Origin of the sequence: Streptococcus sp. 339 (genome assembly GCF_013277285.1) — a bacterium.
Taxonomy (GTDB): Bacteria; Bacillota; Bacilli; order Lactobacillales; family Streptococcaceae; genus Streptococcus; species Streptococcus pseudopneumoniae.
Genome location: NZ_VMMR01000027.1, coordinates 44,779 through 66,365, shown reverse-complemented (window position 1 = coordinate 66,365; position 21,587 = coordinate 44,779). Strand labels below are relative to the sequence as shown.

The 21,587-nt window shown below is 41.2% G+C and carries 20 protein-coding genes; 1 reads left to right on the top strand and 19 read right to left on the bottom strand.

The annotated features are described in order from the left end of the window. Positions 1-83: 83 nt before the first annotated feature. The 19 genes from thrB to HT736_RS03515 form a co-directional block, all read right to left on the bottom strand. A complete protein-coding gene (thrB, locus tag HT736_RS03605) occupies positions 84-953 on the bottom strand; it encodes a homoserine kinase (RefSeq protein WP_000692401.1) in 870 nt (289 codons plus the stop codon). Between the two features lies 1 nt (position 954). Beyond that, positions 955-2,241 (bottom strand): homoserine dehydrogenase, encoded by a 1,287-nt coding sequence (locus HT736_RS03600; RefSeq protein ID WP_000216345.1) that lies wholly within the window; start codon positions 2,239-2,241, stop codon positions 955-957. A 152-nt stretch (positions 2,242-2,393) separates the two neighbouring features. Continuing rightward, complete coding sequence (mecA, locus tag HT736_RS03595) at positions 2,394-3,131, bottom strand: adaptor protein MecA (RefSeq protein ID WP_000782675.1); 738 nt, start codon at positions 3,129-3,131, stop codon at positions 2,394-2,396. 201 nt (positions 3,132-3,332) lie between these two features. Then, complete coding sequence (locus HT736_RS03590; protein WP_138699322.1) at positions 3,333-4,367, bottom strand: prephenate dehydratase; 1,035 nt, start codon at positions 4,365-4,367, stop codon at positions 3,333-3,335. Next, positions 4,360-5,829, bottom strand: a complete 1,470-nt coding sequence (locus HT736_RS03585; protein ID WP_119920000.1) for an O-antigen polysaccharide polymerase Wzy family protein — start codon at positions 5,827-5,829, stop codon at positions 4,360-4,362. Before HT736_RS03585 ends, HT736_RS03590 begins: the two co-directional genes overlap by 8 nt. A gap of 15 nt (positions 5,830-5,844) precedes the next feature. Beyond that, positions 5,845-6,831 (bottom strand): glycosyltransferase family 2 protein, encoded by a 987-nt coding sequence (locus HT736_RS03580; RefSeq protein WP_119919999.1) that lies wholly within the window; start codon positions 6,829-6,831, stop codon positions 5,845-5,847. Position 6,832: 1 nt separating this feature from the next. Continuing rightward, a complete protein-coding gene (locus tag HT736_RS03575) occupies positions 6,833-7,936 on the bottom strand; it encodes a glycosyltransferase (RefSeq protein ID WP_171043382.1) in 1,104 nt (367 codons plus the stop codon). Next, positions 7,926-8,771, bottom strand: a complete 846-nt coding sequence (locus HT736_RS03570) for a phosphorylcholine transferase LicD (protein ID WP_205380669.1) — start codon at positions 8,769-8,771, stop codon at positions 7,926-7,928. The genes HT736_RS03575 and HT736_RS03570 overlap by 11 nt, the downstream gene beginning before the upstream one ends. Positions 8,772-8,896: 125 nt before the next feature. Further along, a complete protein-coding gene (psr, locus tag HT736_RS03565) occupies positions 8,897-10,171 on the bottom strand; it encodes a polyisoprenyl-teichoic acid--peptidoglycan teichoic acid transferase Psr (protein WP_166728003.1) in 1,275 nt (424 codons plus the stop codon). After that, positions 10,168-11,016, bottom strand: coding sequence for a prephenate dehydratase (pheA, locus tag HT736_RS03560; RefSeq protein WP_138700314.1), 849 nt, complete (start codon positions 11,014-11,016; stop codon positions 10,168-10,170). Before pheA ends, psr begins: the two co-directional genes overlap by 4 nt. Beyond that, entirely contained in the window at positions 11,013-11,489 is a 477-nt protein-coding gene (locus HT736_RS03555; protein ID WP_023939772.1) for a shikimate kinase, read from the bottom strand. Before HT736_RS03555 ends, pheA begins: the two co-directional genes overlap by 4 nt. After that, the gene (gene aroA, locus HT736_RS03550; RefSeq protein ID WP_138700315.1) at positions 11,482-12,765 is read right to left on the bottom strand and encodes a 3-phosphoshikimate 1-carboxyvinyltransferase; all 1,284 of its coding nucleotides are present in this window, start codon (positions 12,763-12,765) and stop codon (positions 11,482-11,484) included. The genes HT736_RS03555 and aroA overlap by 8 nt, the downstream gene beginning before the upstream one ends. A gap of 91 nt (positions 12,766-12,856) precedes the next feature. Then, entirely contained in the window at positions 12,857-13,195 is a 339-nt protein-coding gene (locus HT736_RS03545; protein ID WP_119919994.1) for a YlbF/YmcA family competence regulator, read from the bottom strand. A 10-nt stretch (positions 13,196-13,205) separates the two neighbouring features. Then, positions 13,206-14,309 (bottom strand): prephenate dehydrogenase, encoded by a 1,104-nt coding sequence (locus HT736_RS03540; protein ID WP_138700316.1) that lies wholly within the window; start codon positions 14,307-14,309, stop codon positions 13,206-13,208. Positions 14,310-14,318: 9 nt separating this feature from the next. Then, on the bottom strand, positions 14,319-15,485 hold the full coding sequence (gene aroC, locus HT736_RS03535; RefSeq protein ID WP_138700317.1) for a chorismate synthase: 1,167 nt from the start codon (positions 15,483-15,485) through the stop codon (positions 14,319-14,321). Positions 15,486-15,494: 9 nt separating this feature from the next. Further along, on the bottom strand, positions 15,495-16,562 hold the full coding sequence (aroB, locus tag HT736_RS03530) for a 3-dehydroquinate synthase (protein WP_000702126.1): 1,068 nt from the start codon (positions 16,560-16,562) through the stop codon (positions 15,495-15,497). Positions 16,563-16,580: 18 nt separating this feature from the next. After that, positions 16,581-17,435 (bottom strand): shikimate dehydrogenase, encoded by an 855-nt coding sequence (locus HT736_RS03525; RefSeq protein ID WP_000762494.1) that lies wholly within the window; start codon positions 17,433-17,435, stop codon positions 16,581-16,583. Continuing rightward, positions 17,425-18,102, bottom strand: coding sequence for a type I 3-dehydroquinate dehydratase (gene aroD, locus HT736_RS03520; protein WP_172930757.1), 678 nt, complete (start codon positions 18,100-18,102; stop codon positions 17,425-17,427). Before aroD ends, HT736_RS03525 begins: the two co-directional genes overlap by 11 nt. Next, positions 18,099-19,262, bottom strand: a complete 1,164-nt coding sequence (locus HT736_RS03515; RefSeq protein WP_014017286.1) for a class I SAM-dependent rRNA methyltransferase — start codon at positions 19,260-19,262, stop codon at positions 18,099-18,101. The genes aroD and HT736_RS03515 overlap by 4 nt, the downstream gene beginning before the upstream one ends. A 149-nt stretch (positions 19,263-19,411) precedes the next feature. Here HT736_RS03515 and HT736_RS03510 point away from each other — a divergent pair, with 149 nt between their 5' ends. After that, the gene (locus HT736_RS03510; RefSeq protein WP_166728004.1) at positions 19,412-21,529 is read left to right on the top strand and encodes an LTA synthase family protein; all 2,118 of its coding nucleotides are present in this window, start codon (positions 19,412-19,414) and stop codon (positions 21,527-21,529) included. Positions 21,530-21,587: the final 58 nt, after the last annotated feature.

Here is a 21,587-nt window from a genome sequence, read left to right as displayed (position 1 = left end):
ATTTTCATTGAGTATAAACTTCTTTTCACAAAAAGGATATGAAACCCTCTGGTCAAGAGTTTCCCCATCCTATCTTCTATTCTTTATTTTGCTTCTACACGGACACCTTGGGTATCAACTCTCAAGTCATGCAGTTTTCCTTTGAAAGGTTGCTTTTCCAATTCTGCCTTAATCCTTGGCATCTTGTCATGAGAAGCCAGAACCATAACTGTCGGCCCAGCACCAGAAAGGTAGGTTGCATAGGCCCCATTTTCTTTGGTCACTTGCTTAATCATCGCAAATTCTCTTACCAAGTCCTGACGATAGCGCTCATGGAAGAGGTCTCCCTCGATTGCTTGCCCAGCGGTCACCATGTCTCCTGCCAACAAGGCAGCAACCGCTACATTGGCGATAGAACTTGCAGCAACAGCTTCCTTATAAGACAATTTTTTAGGCAAGACACTACGGCTGTCGCGAGTACGTAATTCATAGTTTGGAATGTAAGCTAGAAAATCACACTCTGGAAAGTCTGCTACGATAGCAGAGACTTGCCCTTCAACAGAACTTGCAATAACGAGATTACCATAAATGGCTGGAGCCACATTATCAGGGTGTCCTTCAATCTTGGTCGCTAACTGCAATTTTTCATGATCAGACAAGTCGAGTTTCCCCAATTGGTTGGCTAGTTCAATCCCAGCCACAATAACTGAGCTGGAAGAACCCAAACCACGCGCCAAGGGAACATCACTGGTCATTTTCAAGCGTCTAGGTTTCAAATCTGGTACAATTTGCAAAGCGATTTTGAGCAAGAGATTACGCTCATCATGTGGAATCCATTTGCCAATCTGGTGTTCAATCAACCACTCATCTCCTTCTTCGCAGACCTCAATTTGAAGATACTTGGTTACAGCTACACCGACCGAGTCAAAACCTGGCCCGATATTGGCACTGGTTGCAGGTACAATAATCTTCATCTTATTCTCCTAGCACCTTGAAGGTATTCAAGAGGTCGAATTCTGAAACCTTCTTCAATTCAGCTGAGACATTTTCAAGCTGGGCTTTATTAATCTTGTGTGTGATGATAACGACACGCGCCTTGTCACCCTCTTTGCCATCTTGAAGGATTTGCTTAAAGGAAATATCTTGAGCATTGAAGATTTCAGCCAACTTCAAGACCTGACCTTTTGAGTCTGGAGCCAAGATTGAGAAATAGTAGTTTGCTTTGACATCTTCAGGATTTGCCAAGACCAAGTCACGGCTATATTCGTTGAAGTCTTTGCCAATAGTACCATCATTCAAACGACGAACGATACGGACAATATCAGCTACAACACTTGTTGCAGTTGGTTTTTGACCCGCACCTGGTCCGTAGTACATAGACTCACCAATACCGATAGATTCTACAAAGACAGCGTTCATTACGCCATTCACACTAGCAAGTGGGTGCGCTTTAGGTAGGAAGGTTGGAGTCACTTCTGCAGCAATACCTGAAGAAGTTTCCTCAATAGAACCAACCAATTTCACTACGTAACCAAGCTCTTGAGCTACAGCTACGTCTTCTGGTGTGATATTGCGGATTCCCTTGTGGGCTACATCATCAAAGGCAATCTTCATGCCAAAGGCAAATTGGCTCAAAATAACCATCTTGTAGGCTGCATCAATCCCATCTACGTCATTCGTCGGATCGCTTTCTGCAAATCCTAGACGTTGTGCTTCCGCAAGAGCATCATCGTAAGACCAGCCTTCTTCCACCATCTTGGTCATCATGAAGTTGGAAGTTCCGTTGACTACTCCAAGCACGCGCGTAATTTTATCAGAAGCCAAGGAATTTGCTAAAGTACGAAGAATTGGAATCCCACCAGCTACTGCTGCTTCGTAGTAAAGTGCTACATTGTGGGCTTTAGCGATTTCTAGCAATTCTGCGCCATGGACAGCCAAAAGGTCCTTGTTAGCAGTAACAACGTGTTTTCCAGCTTCCAAGGCACGAGTGATAAAGGTTTTAGCAGGTTCGATACGCCCCATCAATTCCACTACGATTGTAATGTCTTGATCTGATAAAATATCATCCACATTGGTTACAAAGTTAAAGTCATTCCCTGCTGCAAGTAAGCGATTCTTTTCATCTTCATCCTTGACCAATACCTTAGCAACTTCAATCTCTGAATGTGCTGATTGATTGATTTTTTCTCCATTTTCCTTTAGGAGGAAAGGCACACCACTTGCAACGGTACCAAATCCTAGTAAAGCAATTTTAACTGTCATCTTTATCTCCTCGAAATTTTCTAATATAGCCATTATAACAGAATTTTGTGAAAATTCCTATCATAGTAAATCACTATTTCAGTCTAGAAAAGAAAAAAACGAATCTGATGATTCGCTCTTCCTAAAATCTAGAAATAATTTTCCAGAAGTGATTATCCAATCTTTTGCAGATTGGTCACTGCATCGTGATTCATCAAGACTTGGCCATACTCCTGCAAGACTGAACGACTGATATCACTATCGTCCGCAAACTCGCGCATACGGGCCAACAGCCAAGCTGGATATGGACTTGGATGATTTTCAATATCCACTAAAATGGTCAAATAATAGCGCTCATTCATCTTGTAGAGTTCAGAAGTTTCCATCTCAAAAGTCACTGTCTTAGCAAAAGCCACCAAGTCAGCCAACTTAGCAAAAGAAAGGATGTAGTAGATGTAAGGTTCTTTCTTACTCTCAGCTTCTTGTTCAGCCTGCTCCTGCTCTTCTTCCTTGGCTTCGACTTGCTCAAGAGATTGAATGGCTTCGATATCATCCTTAGTTTTGTCTGCGATGCTCTTTTCTAAGGTTTTAATAAACTCATCTGGCGACATTTGAGCCAATTCTTCCATATCTGGTAAATCCGATAAATCTTCAAAATCTAGATTTTGGTCAATCTTTGATTTGGTTACAAAGACATCAACCTTATCAGGTTTTGGAGTCACACGGAAGCTCAACATACCTGTATCTAGAAAGCTATCAGGCATCTCTAACTCATCCAAGATAGCATAAAAAAACTCTTCTGTTTTTTCTTGAGGGACAAGAAAGTCAGCAATCTCCATGCCACGATCCATCAAATCCTCTAAAGACATCGTGATTTTCAAAGTTGTATCACTAATTTGTTTCATTTTCATTGCTAGTAACCTCATACTTTCAGTTCTATCTATTATACTAGATTTTTACGATTTTATCAAAAGAAGGCTCCTCTATACGGATAGATTTTCCCTAGGGTCTTTCTATAGGAGACTCCAAGAGAAAATTTCTGCAGACAGATAGAAAAAGCCTTCAAAATCAAACTTCTTGTTCGACTTTGAAGACCTAATACATCAGAAAGCTTATAGTTTAAAGGTTGCTACACCGAGGATAGAACGATTTAAGTTTCTAAGAATTTGAAGACTTTGTTCAAATTTCTTATAACGAGTCACTCCGTACTCTTCAACAAGAAGGACTGTATCTCTTTCCAAAAGAGATGATACATCCTGTAAATCTACAAAATGCATTCCTTTTAAAGCCTCTTGACTCTGTTTCAATTTATCTAGGATAGCTTTATTTGAGCTAACGATTGTTAATTCTTGTCCAGCATTTTTGTATGACAAGACATCTGCTAGGTTAGCAATTGTTGTAATCTCTGTTACAAAATCAATTTGATACTGAGAAAAATCACCTGCTCTATTGATTGTTGGATTAAAGAGATAAACCAATACATTTCCCATCACAACCAAAATCACACAGACTACTCCAATAACAGCTAAACGGAGAATCAAATTCTTCACATTCAATCCAAGCGCTGTCTCACCGTTTGCATTCAATTCTTTAGAGTTGATGGTTTCCAATTTTTCAATTTTTACATTTGCAAAAGTGTGTTTAAATTTCTCAATCAATCCATCAATTTTTCGCTCTAACAAATCATTAGCATCTTTACTTGATGTCAAAATTTTCACACCAACCCCTGCATCGTCAATCATATAGTAGACGGTCAATTTTTTCCACCAATAATCATTCGTTGAATTTTTCAAGGTTGTCTCTGTCGTGTCTAATTCACTGGCAATTTTTTTCAACTCACTGGGCTCTACATCATTGAAAAGATAAGCTCCATTCAAATTACCATCAATCAATTTCCCATAAAAATCACTATAACCACCAATTTGATGATTCAAAATTGTTTTAGCTGAGTCTTCTGGAGGAGTGATTTTATAGCTAAGATAAGTTGAATAACTTGTTGTATCTTTGACAGTGTTTTTATTCCTAACTGCTTTAATTGTAAATGGTACAGCAATGAGAGCAAATAAAACGATGAGAGCTAAAATATTTACTTTTCGTTTTTTATAAAGATTTGCAAATAAATCAGCTACTGAATAATGTTCAAACATGATTTTTTTCTCCTTTGTTTAGTAGATACTGGTTTTCTTTTGTAAGTATTTTTGCTACGAATATCATCACAAGAACAATTCCCCAGAATTGCATTGTAAATAAATTGAAGAAACTTTCTGAAAAGCTGCTTCTTGGCATAAAGAATAGATTATTCAAGATGAGTAGGGATAAAGCAAATAGGATTGTCCTTGAGCGATAGGCTACTTGCAGCATGGCTATAAATAAGACACCGAGTAAGAGACTAAGTAGAAAGACTCCTATCATACCATAGTCTGTATACAACTCCATGATATAGCTACTTCCGATACCATGTCCTTTTAAATATTCCTTGTTCAAGACAAGATAGGATAGATTATGGGCATAACTATTACTATCAATAGCCAATTCCACACTATTGGTTGTATGCTCAAAGGCTTTTCCTCCGAAAATTGCCCCCAAACTCCCCCTTGCAAAATAATCAAGAACAGGACCAAAAGTAAAATTACGGAAATCTCGGTAAGGGAGGCTACTGTTAAATAGAAAACCTCGAGCCAGAACACCAAAACTAGTTCCTTGTTTATAGATAAAGTCAAGTAAGATATCCCAGAAACCTGTATGGGAAACTTGGACATTATCCCGTACATAATTGAGCACTCCCATCGCTAACATGAGAATAGGAGAACCTACAAAAATCGCTAACTTTTCTTTAAACCCAATCCATTTTCCCTTTTCTGTTTGCTCCCGCATAAAGTAATAAACAAAAGCAAATAAAATACTTAAAATAAAAGGATTTCGTGTCCCGATTGCCAAATGAATAGTATTGGCTGCAATAAAGGAGATAAGCACTGCTGTGGCCTGCCATTTCTTTGGCTTGGTTGCCAAATACATACACATTGCATAGACCGTAAATGTTGATAAGATATAGGTAAAATAAGGCAGTTTACTTTCAAAATTTGCATAGTAGGCATAGTAGGAAGTCTGCAAGCGATACAGGAGTCGTTCAAATAACCGAATGAAATAGAAAGGATAGGTTAGAAGAAAAACTCCTAGTGATACAAAGCGTAACCGCTTGGTATAAACCTCTTTTAGAGAACTTCCTATATTTGCTACTTTTATTTTCTTCCTAGCTATGAAGTAACGAGCTAGGATACCTCCTGTCGTCAAGCCCAGAATCGAAACCATGACGACTATAAAGGCAAAGCGATAGGCTATGGGATGATAGGTATCCAGAGCGCCATCCCTAAAATAATCAATGGTTGGTCTTGATACCAGAAAGACAAAAATGGTTAAATAGAAAATAAAATGGATTAAGTAATACTTGATATCATTCCAGCAGGCAATTAAGCTACTAACCAACAAGAACAATAAAGTAGAAAGTAAGCTAACATTATTATTATTAAACAGATACACAATTCCACTTACTAGCGTCAAGGCATAACTGACTATGGTCAAACTAAATAACAATCGTTTTCCATCAATCACTTGCTCACCCCCGTTCTAATGTAATTTTTTAGATTTTTCAATATTTTTTAGTAATAAGAATCGGTATAAGGAAATATTTATGAATAGAGCCAAAGCACTAATTCTTCTCCCCTTACGGAAAATTGGATTCCTAGCAATAGCAAAGACATGGCCTTTTAAAAAACGATGAATCTGAGAATAGGCTTCAAATTGTTTATACTGATCATCTAGTAACATCTTATCCAGAATAAAGAAGTGGGCATAGGCCAATCTGAAAAAAGCAACCTCTTTCAAATCAGGATAGTTTTTCATAACTTCATTATAAAACTTTTGGTAGATATCAATATAGGCTAAATCCTTCTCTGCATAGGGTTTGGTCGTAATGCTATCCCCTCTATGGAAATAGTAATAATAGGGTTTGGTATTAACCACATACTTCTTGGCCAACTTGATTAAATCAAAATGATAATAGGCATCTTCGTAAATCAATCCCTTTGGAAAGGATAGGGCAGTTGCAATCTCTCTCTTGATTAGCTTATTGCAAATCGTTCCTGGTATTTTTTCACCTATGAGGTATTCCTTTAGAAATGTTTGAGAATCACAGACAAAATACTCATCCTGATTGGCTGACTGTGGGCTTTCATCATTAGCATAGACATTCATGACACCACAGCTCGAAACATCCGCATCTTCTTGAACTAATTGCTCATATAAGCTCTGAATCATTTCTGGATGGATATAATCATCTGAGTCAATAAAAATCAGATAATCCCCCTGAGCCTGCTTCATTCCATCATTTCGTGCTTGTGACAATCCTTCATTCTTTTTATGAAGTACTGACACCCTGTCATCTAGTTCAGCGATTGAATCACACAAGCGACCACTTTCATCTGTTGCACCATCATCAACAAGAATAATTTCCAGATTTTGATAGGTCTGCTTCTGAATGGAAGCTATCGATTTTTCTAGGTACTGCGCCACATTATAGACTGGCACAATGACACTAATTAATGCAGTTTCCATGCTACTCCTCTAATAGTTTTTCTACTTGTTCGATTTGTTTGGCAATTGTGAATTGTTGAATGAATTGGCTAGCCTCATCGACATCAAAGTTTGAGGCAGAAGTCATGTAATTAGTAATCGCCTGAGCTGCCTCTTGATTGCTCTCAATGATTTGTCCAAATCGTCCTTCTTGGGATAATTCCTCAGCCCCTCCGACATCCGTAGAGACAAAAGGAAGACCCAGACTCAAGGCCTCCACATACACTCCAGGAAAACCTTCTTGTTTAGACATAGACAAGAGGACCTTCATCTGAGACAAATACTGGTAAGGATTTTTTTGATAACCAAGGAAATGTACATAGTCCTCAAGCTCATACTCTTTGACCCGTTTTTTCAGTTCTTCTTCCATACCACCAGCACCTATAAAGTAAAGGTGATAGTTTTTTCCCTCTTGGTGTAATAATCGTATCACTTCCACTACACGGTCAGAACCCTTATTTTCCTCAATCCGTCCGATAGTACAGATACTTTGAGGAGCAATCTCGATATCGATCTTCTCTTGAGATTTTTCTAGAATAGTCTGAAAATCATATCCATTGTAGATTGTCTGTAATTTAGAAGCATAATCTGGATAAACTTCCTTGATAGAATTGCTGGTCTTTTTTGAAATCCCTACAATTGTATTCGCAGCATCCAACTGGCTTCTATGTGATTCTCTTTTAGAGCTATCCTTAAGAAGTTCTTCGATACTTCCATGAATCCAAGAGATTTTCTTGACTTCTTTTCTTTTAGAAAACAACAGTGGTGGATTCATAATGGTAAAAGAAACTTCAACATCATAGTCATCTTTTACAAGCAAGCGACGAGTCAGCCTTGGAAAATAAATTCTCATTCTCCACAAAAAAGCTCGTAACCATCTAGCTTGGCGATAATCTTGAAGGGATTTTAAAATGCCTACATGCTTGGGAACAGATTCGTATCCCTTGTCAAAGTGCTCCATTTCAAGAATATCAATATCATACTTTTCTGGATCCAGATTTGAAACAATTGTCGACAGAATCTTCTCTGCTCCACCCCCGAGAGAAAAAGACCACATAAAAAATAAGATTTTTTTCTTAGCCACCATATTCTCCCTTGTATTCTGTATAAGACTTATCCATATCAGCGATGACAGCATCATGATGCGGTACTTGCTTATTTGCTGGTGGTGGCGTCATATAATCTCCAAAAGCAGTGCTGAGATAGGCATCGTAGCCAACTGGAATAGGCATCTCTGTCCCTTCAAATGGTAAGAAAAGATTGTCTTCAAAAGATGCGATTGGGTACTTATTTCTCATGTAGCCAGGACCTGAGCATAATTCTGTGATGCCATCGCTCTCAGCCAAATCATACTTAGTCATTTCTTTCTCAGCTTTTTTCCAAATGCGATAACGGAGAGATTTTGGAGTCACACCCAGTAAAATACGGCTTCCCCATTTCATAAGTGCGCCATGCTTTTCTGGAATAGTTTGAGCACAAAAAAGAGAATAAATCAGTGCCCAACGAACCTGTTTTTTCCGCTCAGCTGGATTTTTAGGATAATAATCTAAAGGCAAAACATCCAAAGCCAAACCATGTGGCAAATCCAAATCTTGCTGGTAAGGTTTAATGCAGGTCGTTTCCTTGTCACGAATGGTAATAAAAAGATTACGGTCGACAAAATACTTGTGACTCTTTGACAAAAAATAACGTTCATCTGCATAACGAGGCCATAATTCTGCTAATTTCTCATAATCTTTACGGGGCATAAAAAAGTCTAGGTCGTCGTCCCAAGGAATAACCCCCTTGTTTCGAAGGGCACCAATAGCACCTCCCCCACAGAGATAACAAAGTAAATCATGTTCCTTGCAAAAGGCCACAAAATATTCAGCCATCTCCAGACTTCGAGCCTGAATTGCTTTTAAATCAGTCATATTATTCATTATTCTTTCTATCGTATCGTTTCATTATACCACAAATAGGGGGTGAAAATCTATTGCAGACTGTAAAAAATCAAAGCCTGACTGCTAGATAAATAGCCTTCAAGCTTTGATTTTTCTGTCTTATCTTATCTCAAACCCATCTGAGACAATTTATTCTGATATTTGTTTTGATCAACCAGCAAGCCCAAGCCTCCATAAACATCATAGGCATCTACCCAGTCACCCAGTTCTGGAATCGTCAATTTTTCAATACCATTTTTTGCTCCATCCAAAACAGATAAACCGTTTGTTAGGAGGAAAGTATAGGGTACGTTGGTTGAGGTCATAGCAAAAACCTTTCCAAGAGCTTCAGAACCAGTGAAAAGTTTAGTGGGATCTTTAATTTGCTCTAAAATTGCTGTTAAAACTTGTTGCTGTCTTTTTGTACGGCCGTAATCCGCCTCATCGTCATCACGGAAACGAGCATAATTGAGCAAGGTTGAACCGTTCATCTGCTGTTTTCCGACTTTGATGGTTTGGGTTGGAGACTCAGTCTCAGTAGCGTGTAAATCATCTCCGACTGTAGCTTCTGTTAGTGGGCGCCCATTCAATGTTGAAAATTGAGCATCAATTGTCACCCCATCAGGGAAAAGTGTGTCAATCGCTGTTGCAAAGGCCTGAAAATCAACCAAGGCATAGTACTTAATGTCCAAGTCAAAATTATCTTTCAAGACTTGACGAACCATTTCTGCCCCTTTTTGCCCCTCTTGTTCTCCTAACTCATAGGCTACGTTTAACTTGTTATCCGTCTGTTTTCTACCTTTAATGACTTGGCTGTAACCGTCTATATAAACCAAATTGTCACGCATGAAGCTGACCAGCTTCATTTTCTTATCTGAGCCGCCAACATTTAATACCATAATAGAGTCCGTCCGCGTCTCAGCACTATTTTGACCGATTCGACCGTCTGTCCCCATGATCAAAATATTAACTCCATCTCTAGTGTCCTGACCATTAAAGACTTGAACCTGTGCTGCCTTAGCATCAGCAGTTTTCTTTGCGCTAGCTTCTTGGTAACCACGCAAAAACATGAATACCATGGCCAAAGCCACACAGACCAAAAGTGAAAAAATCACCATAAAAATTCGTTTAAGACGGAGCTTCCGTCTTTTCTTTTTTGGAGGGAAAGAGAGTGCTTGTGATTTGGATTGTGAGCGACTCCGGTTCGCATAGCTTGGTAAGTCAACCTGCTCTTCTCTTTCTTGTTCCAAGCTAGAGCTACTATTTCCCCTAGCAAGAGTTAGCTTTTCTTGCAAATAGGCAAACTCATTTTTTTCTCTCTCATTGAGATAATGAATATTTTTTAGCAAATAATCATAACGCAACTGCTCATGATGACTTAAGGGATTTTCTTTACTCATCTTCTCTCCTTTCCATGGTCTGATATTGGATAAATAGGATAGGCACCCAGAATTTTATACTGGATTCCAATCGCTTCTAATTCTTTTTGGGCAAAGTGGACCAAGTCCTTATCGGTATAATCCACATCGATAATGAAAAAGTATTCACCCAGTGCTGTCTTGAGTGGACGACTTTCAATTTTTGTCAAGTCAATTCCTCGCCAAGCAAAGGTCGACAGGGCCTTATAAAGTGCACCTGGAAGGTTGTCAGGTAATGTCAAGGCCAAACTCATCTTTTCAGTTTGTGCTTGCAAGGGAATACTAGGCTTTTCAGCTCCTAGAACCCAGAAACGTGTGAAATTGGCTTCCATTTCCTGAATATCCTCGGCAATCAGTTCCAATCCATATTCTTCAGCAGAACTTCTAGGTGCAACTGCTGCAAAGGGCTGGTCTGGATGTTCGGAAATAAAACGGGCCGCATAAGCTGTACTAGCTGTTACCTCGATTTGAGCCTCTGGATATTGTTCATCGATGAATTTCTTTCCTTGAGCCAAGGCCTGTGGATGTGAAAAAATCTTTTCAATCTTAGTACGGCCTGGAACCACCATCAACTGCTGATGAATAGGCTGAACGATTTCTGCTACTGCTTGGATGTGAGCCTGATGAAAAAGATAGTCCAAGGTTTCATGAACACTACCCTCAATAGAATTTTCAACTGGCACCACAGAATAGTCCACTAATCCTTGCTCATAAGCCTTGATGACATCTGTAATGTTGGCAAAAGCCTGCAATTCCTCATTAGGAAAAGCTGTCTGCACAACATGGTGTGAAAATGATCCCTTGGGACCTAGATAAGCAATTTTCATCTTAGTTCCTCTATAATTTCCTCCGGACTTAGCTTGGTCACATCCAAAATCCGACTAGCCACTTCCTCATACCAAACCTGTCTTTCTTGGAAAATAGCTGCAAGTTCTTCCTTGCTATTATTTAGAAAAAGCGGGCGCTGATTATCCTTATCAGCTGCGATACGTTGGTAGAGGGTTTCAAAATCTGCTTTCAGGTAGATGTTATCTGTATTAGTCTTGAGTAAGTCACGATTTCTCTGAGAAATAACCACTCCTCCTCCAGTTGACACGACTTGGTCTGTTTGTAGTAAATCAGCTAGGACTTCTGACTCTACCTGACGAAAGGCCGCTTCGCCCTTTTCCGCGAAAAATTCCGCAATGGACATACCTAAACGCTTCTCTATCAGAGCATCCATATCAAGGTAGTCTGGGTCTAAACCTCTTGCAATAGTCGATTTGCCAGCACCCATAAAGCCTAGTAACACCTTAGCCATGAGTCAAGTTCTCCAAATCATCAAAGAAGCTAGGATAGCTGGTATTGATGGCTTCTGCCCGATCAAGTTCCACTTCTCCATCTGCAACCAAGAGAGCTGCGATGGCTGTCATCATGCCAATTCGGTGGTCTCCAAACGTATTGACTCTAGCACCGTAAAGAGCGGATTTTCCTTTGATAATCATTCCATCTGCTGTAGGTGTGATATCTGCTCCCATACTATTCAGGGCGTCTGCCACCACCTGAATGCGGTCTGTTTCCTTGACCTTAAGTTCCTCAGCATCCTTGATAACTGTTACACCTTGGGCTTGGGTCGCAAGTAGGGCAATAATAGGCAATTCATCAATCAAACGTGGAATCAAAGCGCCACAAATCTCTGTTCCTTTCAAGTCAGAAGACTCAACAATCAAGGTTGCAGATTTAGCGACTGGATCGATTTCAGTTATTTCCAATTTTCCACCCATGGCACGAATGACATCAATAATACCGATGCGAGTTTCATTGATCCCCACATTCTGCAGCACTAGACGAGAATTTGGAACAATCAAACCTGCGACTAACCAAAAGGCTGCACTGGAAATATCTCCTGGTACGACCACCTTCTGTCCTGTCAATTTTTGTGGCCCTTGGACTGTGATTTTCTTACCGTCCACACTTAAATGACCACCAAATTGTTTCAACATATCTTCAGTATGATTACGGGTGCACTCTTTTTCGATAATAACTGACTCCCCCTTAGCTTGTAAGGCTGCAAACATCAAGGCTGACTTGACTTGGGCAGAGGCAATTGGCAACTCATAATGAATAGGTCTTAGGTTTTTCGTCCCTTTTAAGCGAAGGGGAGGCAAGTCTAGTTCAGTTTGCCCTGAAATGCTGACGCCCATTTTTTTCAGTGGAAGGGTCACACGGTCCATAGGACGTTTGGATAGACTGTCGTCTCCGAACATTTCTACTTCAAAGTCTGCACAAGCAAGAACACCTGAAATCAGACGAATCGAGGTTCCAGAATTTCCCATATCAAGAGCATTTTGCGGAGCTTTTAGGCCGTCCATACCGACACCTTGAATGGTAATAACCCCATCTTTATCCTCAATATCAACACCAAGGTCACGAAAAACCTGCACGGTCGAAAGAACGTCTTCACCTCGCAGAATATCATAAACCTTAGTCTCACCCTCAGCCAAACTTCCAAAGATAATGGAACGGTGGCTGATAGACTTGTCACCTGGAACGCGGATACTGCCATGTAAGTGGCAAATGTTTGTTTTTAGTTTCATACTGAACCTCATACTTGCAATACTTTTACCTATTTTATCATAAAAAGCCAGAAATTCCTTAAAAATTCCTGACTTTATGATAGTTATTTTCTTATTTTAGCAATTCTGAAACTGGTTCGAAAACAATTTTTTCAATGTCAGAAAGATAAATGGCCAATTGTTGTTGCTTGGTAAAGAATTCTGATAAGAGGCCATTCCCTTGAATCTGCTTGCCAAAGCCTTCCATCTTAGCTTGGAAAGAAGCGTCTGGCATTTGACCTGTCTGAGCCAGTCTTTGAATTTCCTCTTGGAAAGCAACATATTCTGTAAAGATTTTGCTCGCCTCAGCATCTGCTGAAATCGCATCTTTAGCTGCTTTAACAGCCTTGTATTCTGGTAATTCGCGTAGACCGCGACTGAGTTCGTTTGCACTATCGTAAATATTTGGCATAATTTTCTCCTTATTTGACAACGACTGTGTAGTCGGTATTTTCTGTTATGAGATGCTCGGCTCGTTCCAAGTCTTGAGCATTTTTAAATGAAATTTGTAGGATTCCGTGAATATCTTCACGATTTTCCTCGTTGATGTGGATGTTAACCAAGGAAGTTCCACGTAGCAGTTCCAAAATCCGCAGGATGACATCTTCTTCATCAGGAACGTCAACATAGAGGTCGTAAGAGCTATCCACACCACCACGCTTATGGATTTCCATGGTCTGGCGTTGTTCACGCGCTTGGTTAAAAAAGTTCCAAATTTGCTCTTCATCCCCCTTACTAATGGCCTGACCAATCGCTTCCAAACGTTCCTTAAAATCCTCAATTCGGTCTAGAATAGTCTCACGATTGGACAAGAGAATAGAGGTCCACATACCCGGCTCGCTTTCCGCAATTCGGGTCATATCTCGAAAACCACCGGCCGCAAAGCGCCTTACCATCTCATGTTCTTGAGCATAGACCGCAGTCTGCTCCATGAGACTAGAAGCCAGAATATGAGGGAAATGGCTAATCTGAGAAGTCACACAATCATGCTCCTGGGCATCAATCTCGATAAAACGGGCATGAAGACCTGAAAGCAGATCCTTCATTTCCTTAAGCGTGTCCTGACTTGTCAGGCTTGAAGGTGTAAAGATATAATAGGCATTTTCAAAAAGATTGACATCCGCAGAAGCAGCCCCTGTCTTGTGACTACCAGCCATGGGATGGGCTCCGACAAAGCGAACAGACTTGCCAGCTAAATAGTTCTCCGCCGCATCTACAATGGCTGACTTAGTCGAACCAGCATCTGAAATAATGACACCTTCTTTCAAGTCCAAGTTGGCCAACTCCTTAATAAAGGAAATGGTTTGTTTGATTGGCAAGCTGAGAATGATGATATCTGCCAAAGGAGCAAAACTGGCAAAATCATCCGTTGCACGGTCAATCATGCCTTCTTTCAAGGCAATATCTCTCGAAGCTTGACTGCGATTATACCCTAAAATTTCATAATCTGGATGATCGCGTTTGATACCAAGCGCCATAGAGGCACCAATCAAACCAAGACCTGCGATATAGATTGTTTTTGCCATAGGAACTCCTTAATAGTTCTTTGTATAATCTCGGTGTTGGGCTACCGCTTCTTTTAATTCCTCTAGATTGTCTGATGAGAATTTTTCAAGGATTTCTTGTGCCAGAACCGTTGCCACAACGGCTTCCATAACCACTCCTGCTGCTGGAAGAGCGGTCGGATCACTTCTTTCGACTGTTGCCTTGTAGGGTTCATGGGTTTCGATATCCACACTCATAAGTGGTTTGTAGAGAGTAGGAATGGGCTTCATCACGCCGCGAACAACAATCGGTTGCCCATTAGTCATACCACCTTCAAAACCTCCCAGATTGTTGGTACGGCGGGTATAACCGTCTTCTTTAGACCAGAGAATTTCATCCATGACTTGGCTGCCTTTACGATAACCAGCTTCAAAGCCAAGACCAAATTCCACCCCTTTAAAAGCATTGATAGAGACAACTGCCTGGGCCAATCGCGCATCCAATTTTCTGTCCCATTGGACATAGGAACCAAGACCAACTGGAACACCTCCAACGACTGTCTCCACAACCCCACCGATGGTATCTCCATCACGCTTGATTTGGTCAATATAATCCTTGATTTCCTGTTCCCGTTCTTGGTTGACAATAGAAACGTCAGACTGGGCAGCTCGTTTCTTAATCTCAGCAACTGTGAGATTCTCAGGAACATCGATTTCCTTGCCACCAAAAACCACGACATGATTAGCAATCTCCATACCCAGCTCAGCCAAGAGGCGTTTGGCCACTGCCCCCACTGCTACCCGCATGGTGGTTTCACGAGCTGATGAACGCTCCAAAGAATTTCTTAAATCATCAAAACGGTACTTGATGCCCCCAACTAAATCGGCATGACCTGGACGAGGATGGGTGATTTTTCGTTTGCTTTTAAGGCGGTCTTCAATGTCCTCTGCAGACATGATGTCCAGCCATTTCTGGTGGTCCTTATTGACGACATCCATGGTAATAGGCGCCCCTGTCGTCTTCCCGTGGCGAACGCCCGAAGTAAAGATAACTTGGTCGCTCTCAATTTTCATACGACCACCGCGGCCGTAGCCACCCTGACGGCGTTTAAGGTCGCCATTGATATCCTCAGCTGTCAAAGGAAGCCCAGCTGGAATTCCCTCAATGATAGCTGTCAGACGGGGTCCGTGTGATTCTCCTGCAGTTAAATATCTCATACACTCTCCTTATTTTACCAAGTAGTCTTTCATCTCTTCCAGAGAAACTGGGTGAATGGTCGCTGAACCAAGCTCTGGCACCAAGACCAATTTCAAGATGTTGCCACGCGCTTTCTTGTCATGAGTCAAAGCCTGATAAAGCTTGTCAACATCCCAGTTTTCATAGTCAACAGGCAAGCCAAATTTCTGACACATAGCTGTAATGGACTGAGTTATTCCTTCTGGCATAAGGCCTTTTTCCTCAGCCACCTTGGAAATCTGCACCATTCCCATGGCAACAGCTTCACCATGCATGACTTTCCCATACCCAGCCGTTGCTTCAATGGCATGACCAATGGTGTGGCCAAAATTGAGGTAAAGGCGAACACCATTGTCCAACTCATCCTCAACTACCATCTTGCGCTTGACCTGACAAGAATGTTCAATCAAGGTCTCTGCATGTTCCAGAATGCTCTCAACAGAACCATCCAGCTCCGTCAAAAGAGCCCACAGTTCTGGATCCTCAATCAAGCCATACTTGATGACCTCCCCCATCCCTTCAATCAACTCTCTTTTTCCAAGCGTTTCAAGGACAAGCGGGTCAATCAGAACCCCATCTGGTTGGGCAAAGGTACCCACCATATTCTTTGCAAATGGAGTGTTAACGCCTGTCTTTCCACCGATAGACGAATCCACCTGGGCAGTTAAACTGGTCGGAATCTGAACAAAGTGAATACCCCGCATATAGGTAGAGGCTACAAAACCAGCCAGGTCCCCAACGACACCACCGCCGAGAGCCACGATTCCATCGCTACGAGTCAACCCCTGCTTAACTAGAAATTCATATACTTTCTGAACAGTAGTTAAATTCTTTCTTTCTTCCCCTTCTAAAAAGTCAAAAACAGCTACCTGAAAACCAGCATCTTCTAGGCTGAGTTTGACCTTCTCAGCATAAAGAGAAGCTACATGGTTGTCTGTTACGATTAGCACTTTTTGTGGTTGCCACAGTTCTCGCAACCATTGACCAGCCTGAGCCAGACAACCTTTTTCAATCTGAATATCATAAGGATGATGAGGAATATCGATTCTGATTTTCATAGGAGAGTCTCCCTTTCTTTATTGGTATTTTTCTGTTAAAGACTGCCAAATCTCTTCTGTCGGCATTTCCTTGCCTGTCCACAGTTGAAAAGCTTCTGCAGCTTGATAGAGCAACATTCCCAGACCATTGACTGCTGGATTGCCCTGACTTCTAGCCCATTTCAAAAATGGCGTTTCAAAGGGTTGGTAAATGATATCTGCGACCAAGAGAGTCTCTGTCAGATTGATGTTTTCTGGAACTGGGGATGATTGACCATCCATGCCCACACTAGTCGCATTGACCAGTAAGCCCGAATCGGCAATCCTTGCTTGCAGTTCCGAAACATCTTCTAAAGCATACAAGTCCACTTTAAAGCCTGTCTGCTCCTGTAACTTGTCTAGGTGAGGTCTTGTTTTTTCCATAGAAACGGAACGAACAAAGACCGAAATCTGACTGACACCATCCAAAATGGCTTGCGCTATAATGGACTTGGCCGCACCACCTGCACCCAGCAGGGTCATCTTCTTACCTGTAATTGTAAAAGAAGGCAAACTCTTAAAGAATCCCTTGCCATCTGTATTATATCCAATCAAATTCCCATTCTCATTGACAACCGTATTGACCGCACCAATCAAGCGCGCCTCATCGCTCAGCCCGTCCAAATAAGGAATCACCTGCTCCTTATAGGGCATGGACAGATTGATGCCAAACATCTGGTAGCGACAAATATTGGCTACTGTTTCTGCCAAATCACTCGCTTCAATCTCCCAAGCAACATAAACACCATTGGTAGCTGTCGCCTCAAAGGCCCTATTGTGGATGAAGGGAGAAATAGAATGTTTAATAGGATTGGCAACAACTGCAGCTAAACGTGTATAGCCATCAAGCTTCATCCAAAATCTCCCTGATTTTTTTCATGCTAGCTAGAGAAATCTGACCAGGGGCACTAGCCTCATCCCGACTGGCAAAAGACCAACTCGAACCAGTCACATCCGCAGTGATACGAGAAACCTTGCCCACCTTACCCATAGAAATAGTTACATATTCCTGCTCAGGATTGAGGGTTTTAAAGCCCCGTGTATAGTTCATCAAGTCTAGCACATCCTGCTCCGTATGAGCCATCACCGCAACCTTGACAAGTTTTGGATTTAGGCTCGTCAACTCTGACAAGATTTCCATCATATTTTCAGGTGTTTCTTGGAAATTGTGGTAACTCAAAACGAGATTTGGGAAGTCCAGCATTTCCTCAAAAACATCCTTGTAGCTATAGTACTCAAAATCAATATAGTCTGGTTGATAGAGTTGCACCACTTCCTTGATTAAATGGATATATTCTTCTGAAGAAAGGTCAATTTCTCCCCCTTCAGAGCGAGTTCGTAGCGTGAAAACCAACTCACGACCTGCGAATTTTTCAAAAATAGCTGGAGCCACCTGCAAAATCGCTTCTTTAGGCAGATAGTCGGCACGCCATTCAATGATGTCGGCATCCAGGTACCTTGTGACATCCAGAGCCTGGGCCTCCTCTAAACTTCTTGGCATTACTGAAACGATTAATTTCATTTACTAACCTTCATACTAATCACCTTGAGGTAATTACTACTTTCATCTTTTTTATTATAGGCGAAGTCTGCTGGAAGACCGTATTTATTTAAAATCTGGTAACTTCTTCCTGCAAAGCCTTTATCAATTTGTTCTGTAAATTTCTGACGGGAAACATTGGCAGCATTGGTACTAGCAATGATAATCCCTCCTGGATTTAAAATCTCAAGACTCTGGGAAATCAACTTGTGATAATCCTTGGCCACAGAGAAGGTCTGTTTTTTGTTCCGAGCAAAGCTAGGCGGATCTAGGACAATCACATCGTAGGTCAAGCCTTTTCGTTTGGCATACTTGAAATATTCAAAGACATCCATGACCACAAAACGATGGTCGTCTGTGCTGATTCCATTTGCCTGAAAATGCGCTTGAGACAATTCTCGTGAACGTTTGGCTAGGTCCACAGAAGTTGTCTGACTTGCTCCTCCCATGGTCGCAGCTACTGAAAAAGCTGCTGTATAGGAAAACATATTGAGCAAGGATTTGCCCATAGCCAAGCCATCGACCAGACTACCACGAACCTCATGCTGGTCTAGGAAAATTCCTGTCATCAAGCCATCATTCATAAAGACTTGATACAGAACACCATTTTCCAGAACAGTGAAAAAGTCAGGTGCTTCTTGACCATAAACATGGGCAGATTCATAGTCCAAACCCTTAAAGCGTATCTTCTCATAGGCCCCTAACACCTCAGGAAAAACCTGTCTAAAGGCTTCTGAGATGGTCTGACGAATCTGATAAACATAAGAGTTATACCAAGAAAAGACAGCATAGTCGCCATAGAGGTCCACTGTCAGACCGCCAAAGCCATCTCCCTCTTGGTTGAAGAGACGAAAGGCAGTTGTCAAATCATCTTGATAGTAGGCTCTTCTCTTTTCTTTAGCTTGTCTAAACAGCATTTCAAAGAAAGCTTGATTGAAGGTGATCTTGTCTTTACTGATAAACCAACCCAAGCCCTTGTTTTGCTGAGAAAGGTAGGCAGTCCCAAGAAAGGTTCCTTCTTGACCCTGCACTTCTACTTCCTGATCCTTAAGATTGACATTTTCAAGATCACTGGCTTCTAGTAAAACTAGCCCCTTAGCAAGCTTCTTTTCAACCCTTTTGCTAACTCTTATTCTATTCATAACTACCATTATATCAAACTTTTAGACAATTCTCAAAAAAGAAACTACCCTTGCTTTTTTACTCTTCTTTTAAAAAATGGTATACTAATACTAATAAAAAATTAGGAAGTAAATGTGTGAAAAGCAATTTTAACAAAATCCAAAAAGCCATGGGTACCAGACTGGGTTTTGTCCTAACCCTTTTAATCCTCTATTGGCTCAAAACCTTATTAGCCTATGCCGTTGACTTTAATTTAGATATTCAAGTGGGCAAGTTGCAGGGAAATTACCTTGCCTTTATCGCCTTTTTCAATCCCCTTCCCTTGGGGCTACTCCTGCTGGCTCTAGCCCTCTATGCTCGGTCAACCAAAATCTTTTATGGTCTGAGTATAGCTATTTATAGCCTTTTATTCATTTGGCTTTATTCCAACGTCTTTTACTATCGAGAATTTAGTGACTTTATCACGGCTAATACCATGAAGGTGGTCAGCAAGGTGTCTGTTGGTACTGCAGAATTAGAGTTACTGCGCTTTTGGGATTTCATCTATTTTATGGATTTCCCACTGCTGGCTTTCCTTTTCTATAAAAAATTCATCCAGCTGGATAGGAGACCTTTCAAATTCCGCTCCAGTGTTGCCATCACTGCTCTCTCTGCCCTGCTCTTTTCAGCTAACCTTTTCTTGGCTGAAATTGAGCGTCCCGATCTCCTATCGCGAGGATTTTCGAATTATTATGTTGTCCGCGCCCTCAGTTTACCAGCTTTTTTAGGCTATAGTGCCAACCAATCCTATAGCGCTAATAAAGAACGGGCTAAGGCCTCTGAGACTGACCTTCAACCTATTACAGATTATATTCAAGAGCATTCGGCTAAGCCCAATCCAGACTATTTTGGCTTGGCCAAAGGAAAAAATGTGATTTATCTCCACTTGGAGAGCTTCCAGCAGTTCCTACTTGACTATAAACTCAACCTAGATGGAACTGAGCATGAAGTCACTCCCTTTCTTAATTCCCTCTACCATTCGCAATCTACACTAGCCTTTTCGAATATCTTTAACCAAGTCAAGGCTGGTAAAACCTCAGATGCGGAAACCATGCTAGAGACTGGTTTGTTTGGACTTGACCAAGGTTCCTTTATGGTCAACTATGGAAGTACCAATACCCAGCAGGCAGCGCCTTTTATCCTAACAAAAAATGGCTATCAATCAAGTGCTGTCTTTCACGGTAATATTGGGACCTTCTGGAACCGAAATACGACCTACAAACAATGGGGCTATCAATACTTCTTTGATGCATCCTACTTCACCAAGCAAGACAGTAGCAATTCTTTCCAATATGGTTTAAATGATAAAATCATGATGAAAGATTCTATTCAGTATCTGGAGCATTTGCAGCAGCCTTTTTATGCCAAGTATATCACGGTGTCCAATCACTATCCCTATGCTAGCAATCTGACTGGCGATGAGCTTGGTTTCCCACTGGCTAAGACCAAAGATGAAACAATCAATGGCTACTTCCAAACAGCCAACTATCTGGACAGTGCCATTAAAGCCTTCTTTGACTATCTCAAAGAAAGTGGCCTCTATGAAAAATCCATCATCGTCATTTACGGAGACCATTATGGTATTTCCAACTCCCGCAATCCTGAGCTGGCACCCTTGATTGGAAAGACTTCTGAGAACTGGTCGAATTACGACAATGCCATGTTGCAACGAGTGCCTTTTATGGTGGTCATGCCTGGCTATGAAAAAGGACAAATCATCAATACCTACGGTGGACAAATCGATATCTTACCGACTCTCGAACACCTCCTTGGTATTGAGTCCAGTTCCTTCCTTCAAGTTGGGCAAGACCTTCTGTCTCCAGACCATCAAGAAATCGTTGCCTTTCGAACTGCCAATTCCTTCGTCACACCAAAATACACCAGCTACGACGGACGAACCTACTATACTGAGAGCGGTCTTGAAATCAGCAATCTTGATGAACAAGCTCAAACTGAACTAGAAAGCGTTCGGCAGGCAGCCAGCCAACAGCTAAAAATCAGCGACCAGATTCAAACTGGTGATTTGATACGTTTCTACCAAGCAGATCATCTTGGAAAAGTTGATACTGAAAGTATTTCTTACCTCAATTCCTTGCCAATTCTGCAAAAGATTGAACAGGAAAAAGGTAGTCAGTCAACCAGCCTCTTTAGCCAACGACAAGGCAAAACTAGTACTGACCTTTTCAAGGCACCAAGTTACCAAGAACTCCATCCCGAGTCTGCAGAAACTGAATCAAAATCACAATAAAAATGCTCTTCCATCGTGGAGGAGCATTTCTTTTTATCAACAAAAATCAAAGAGCAAA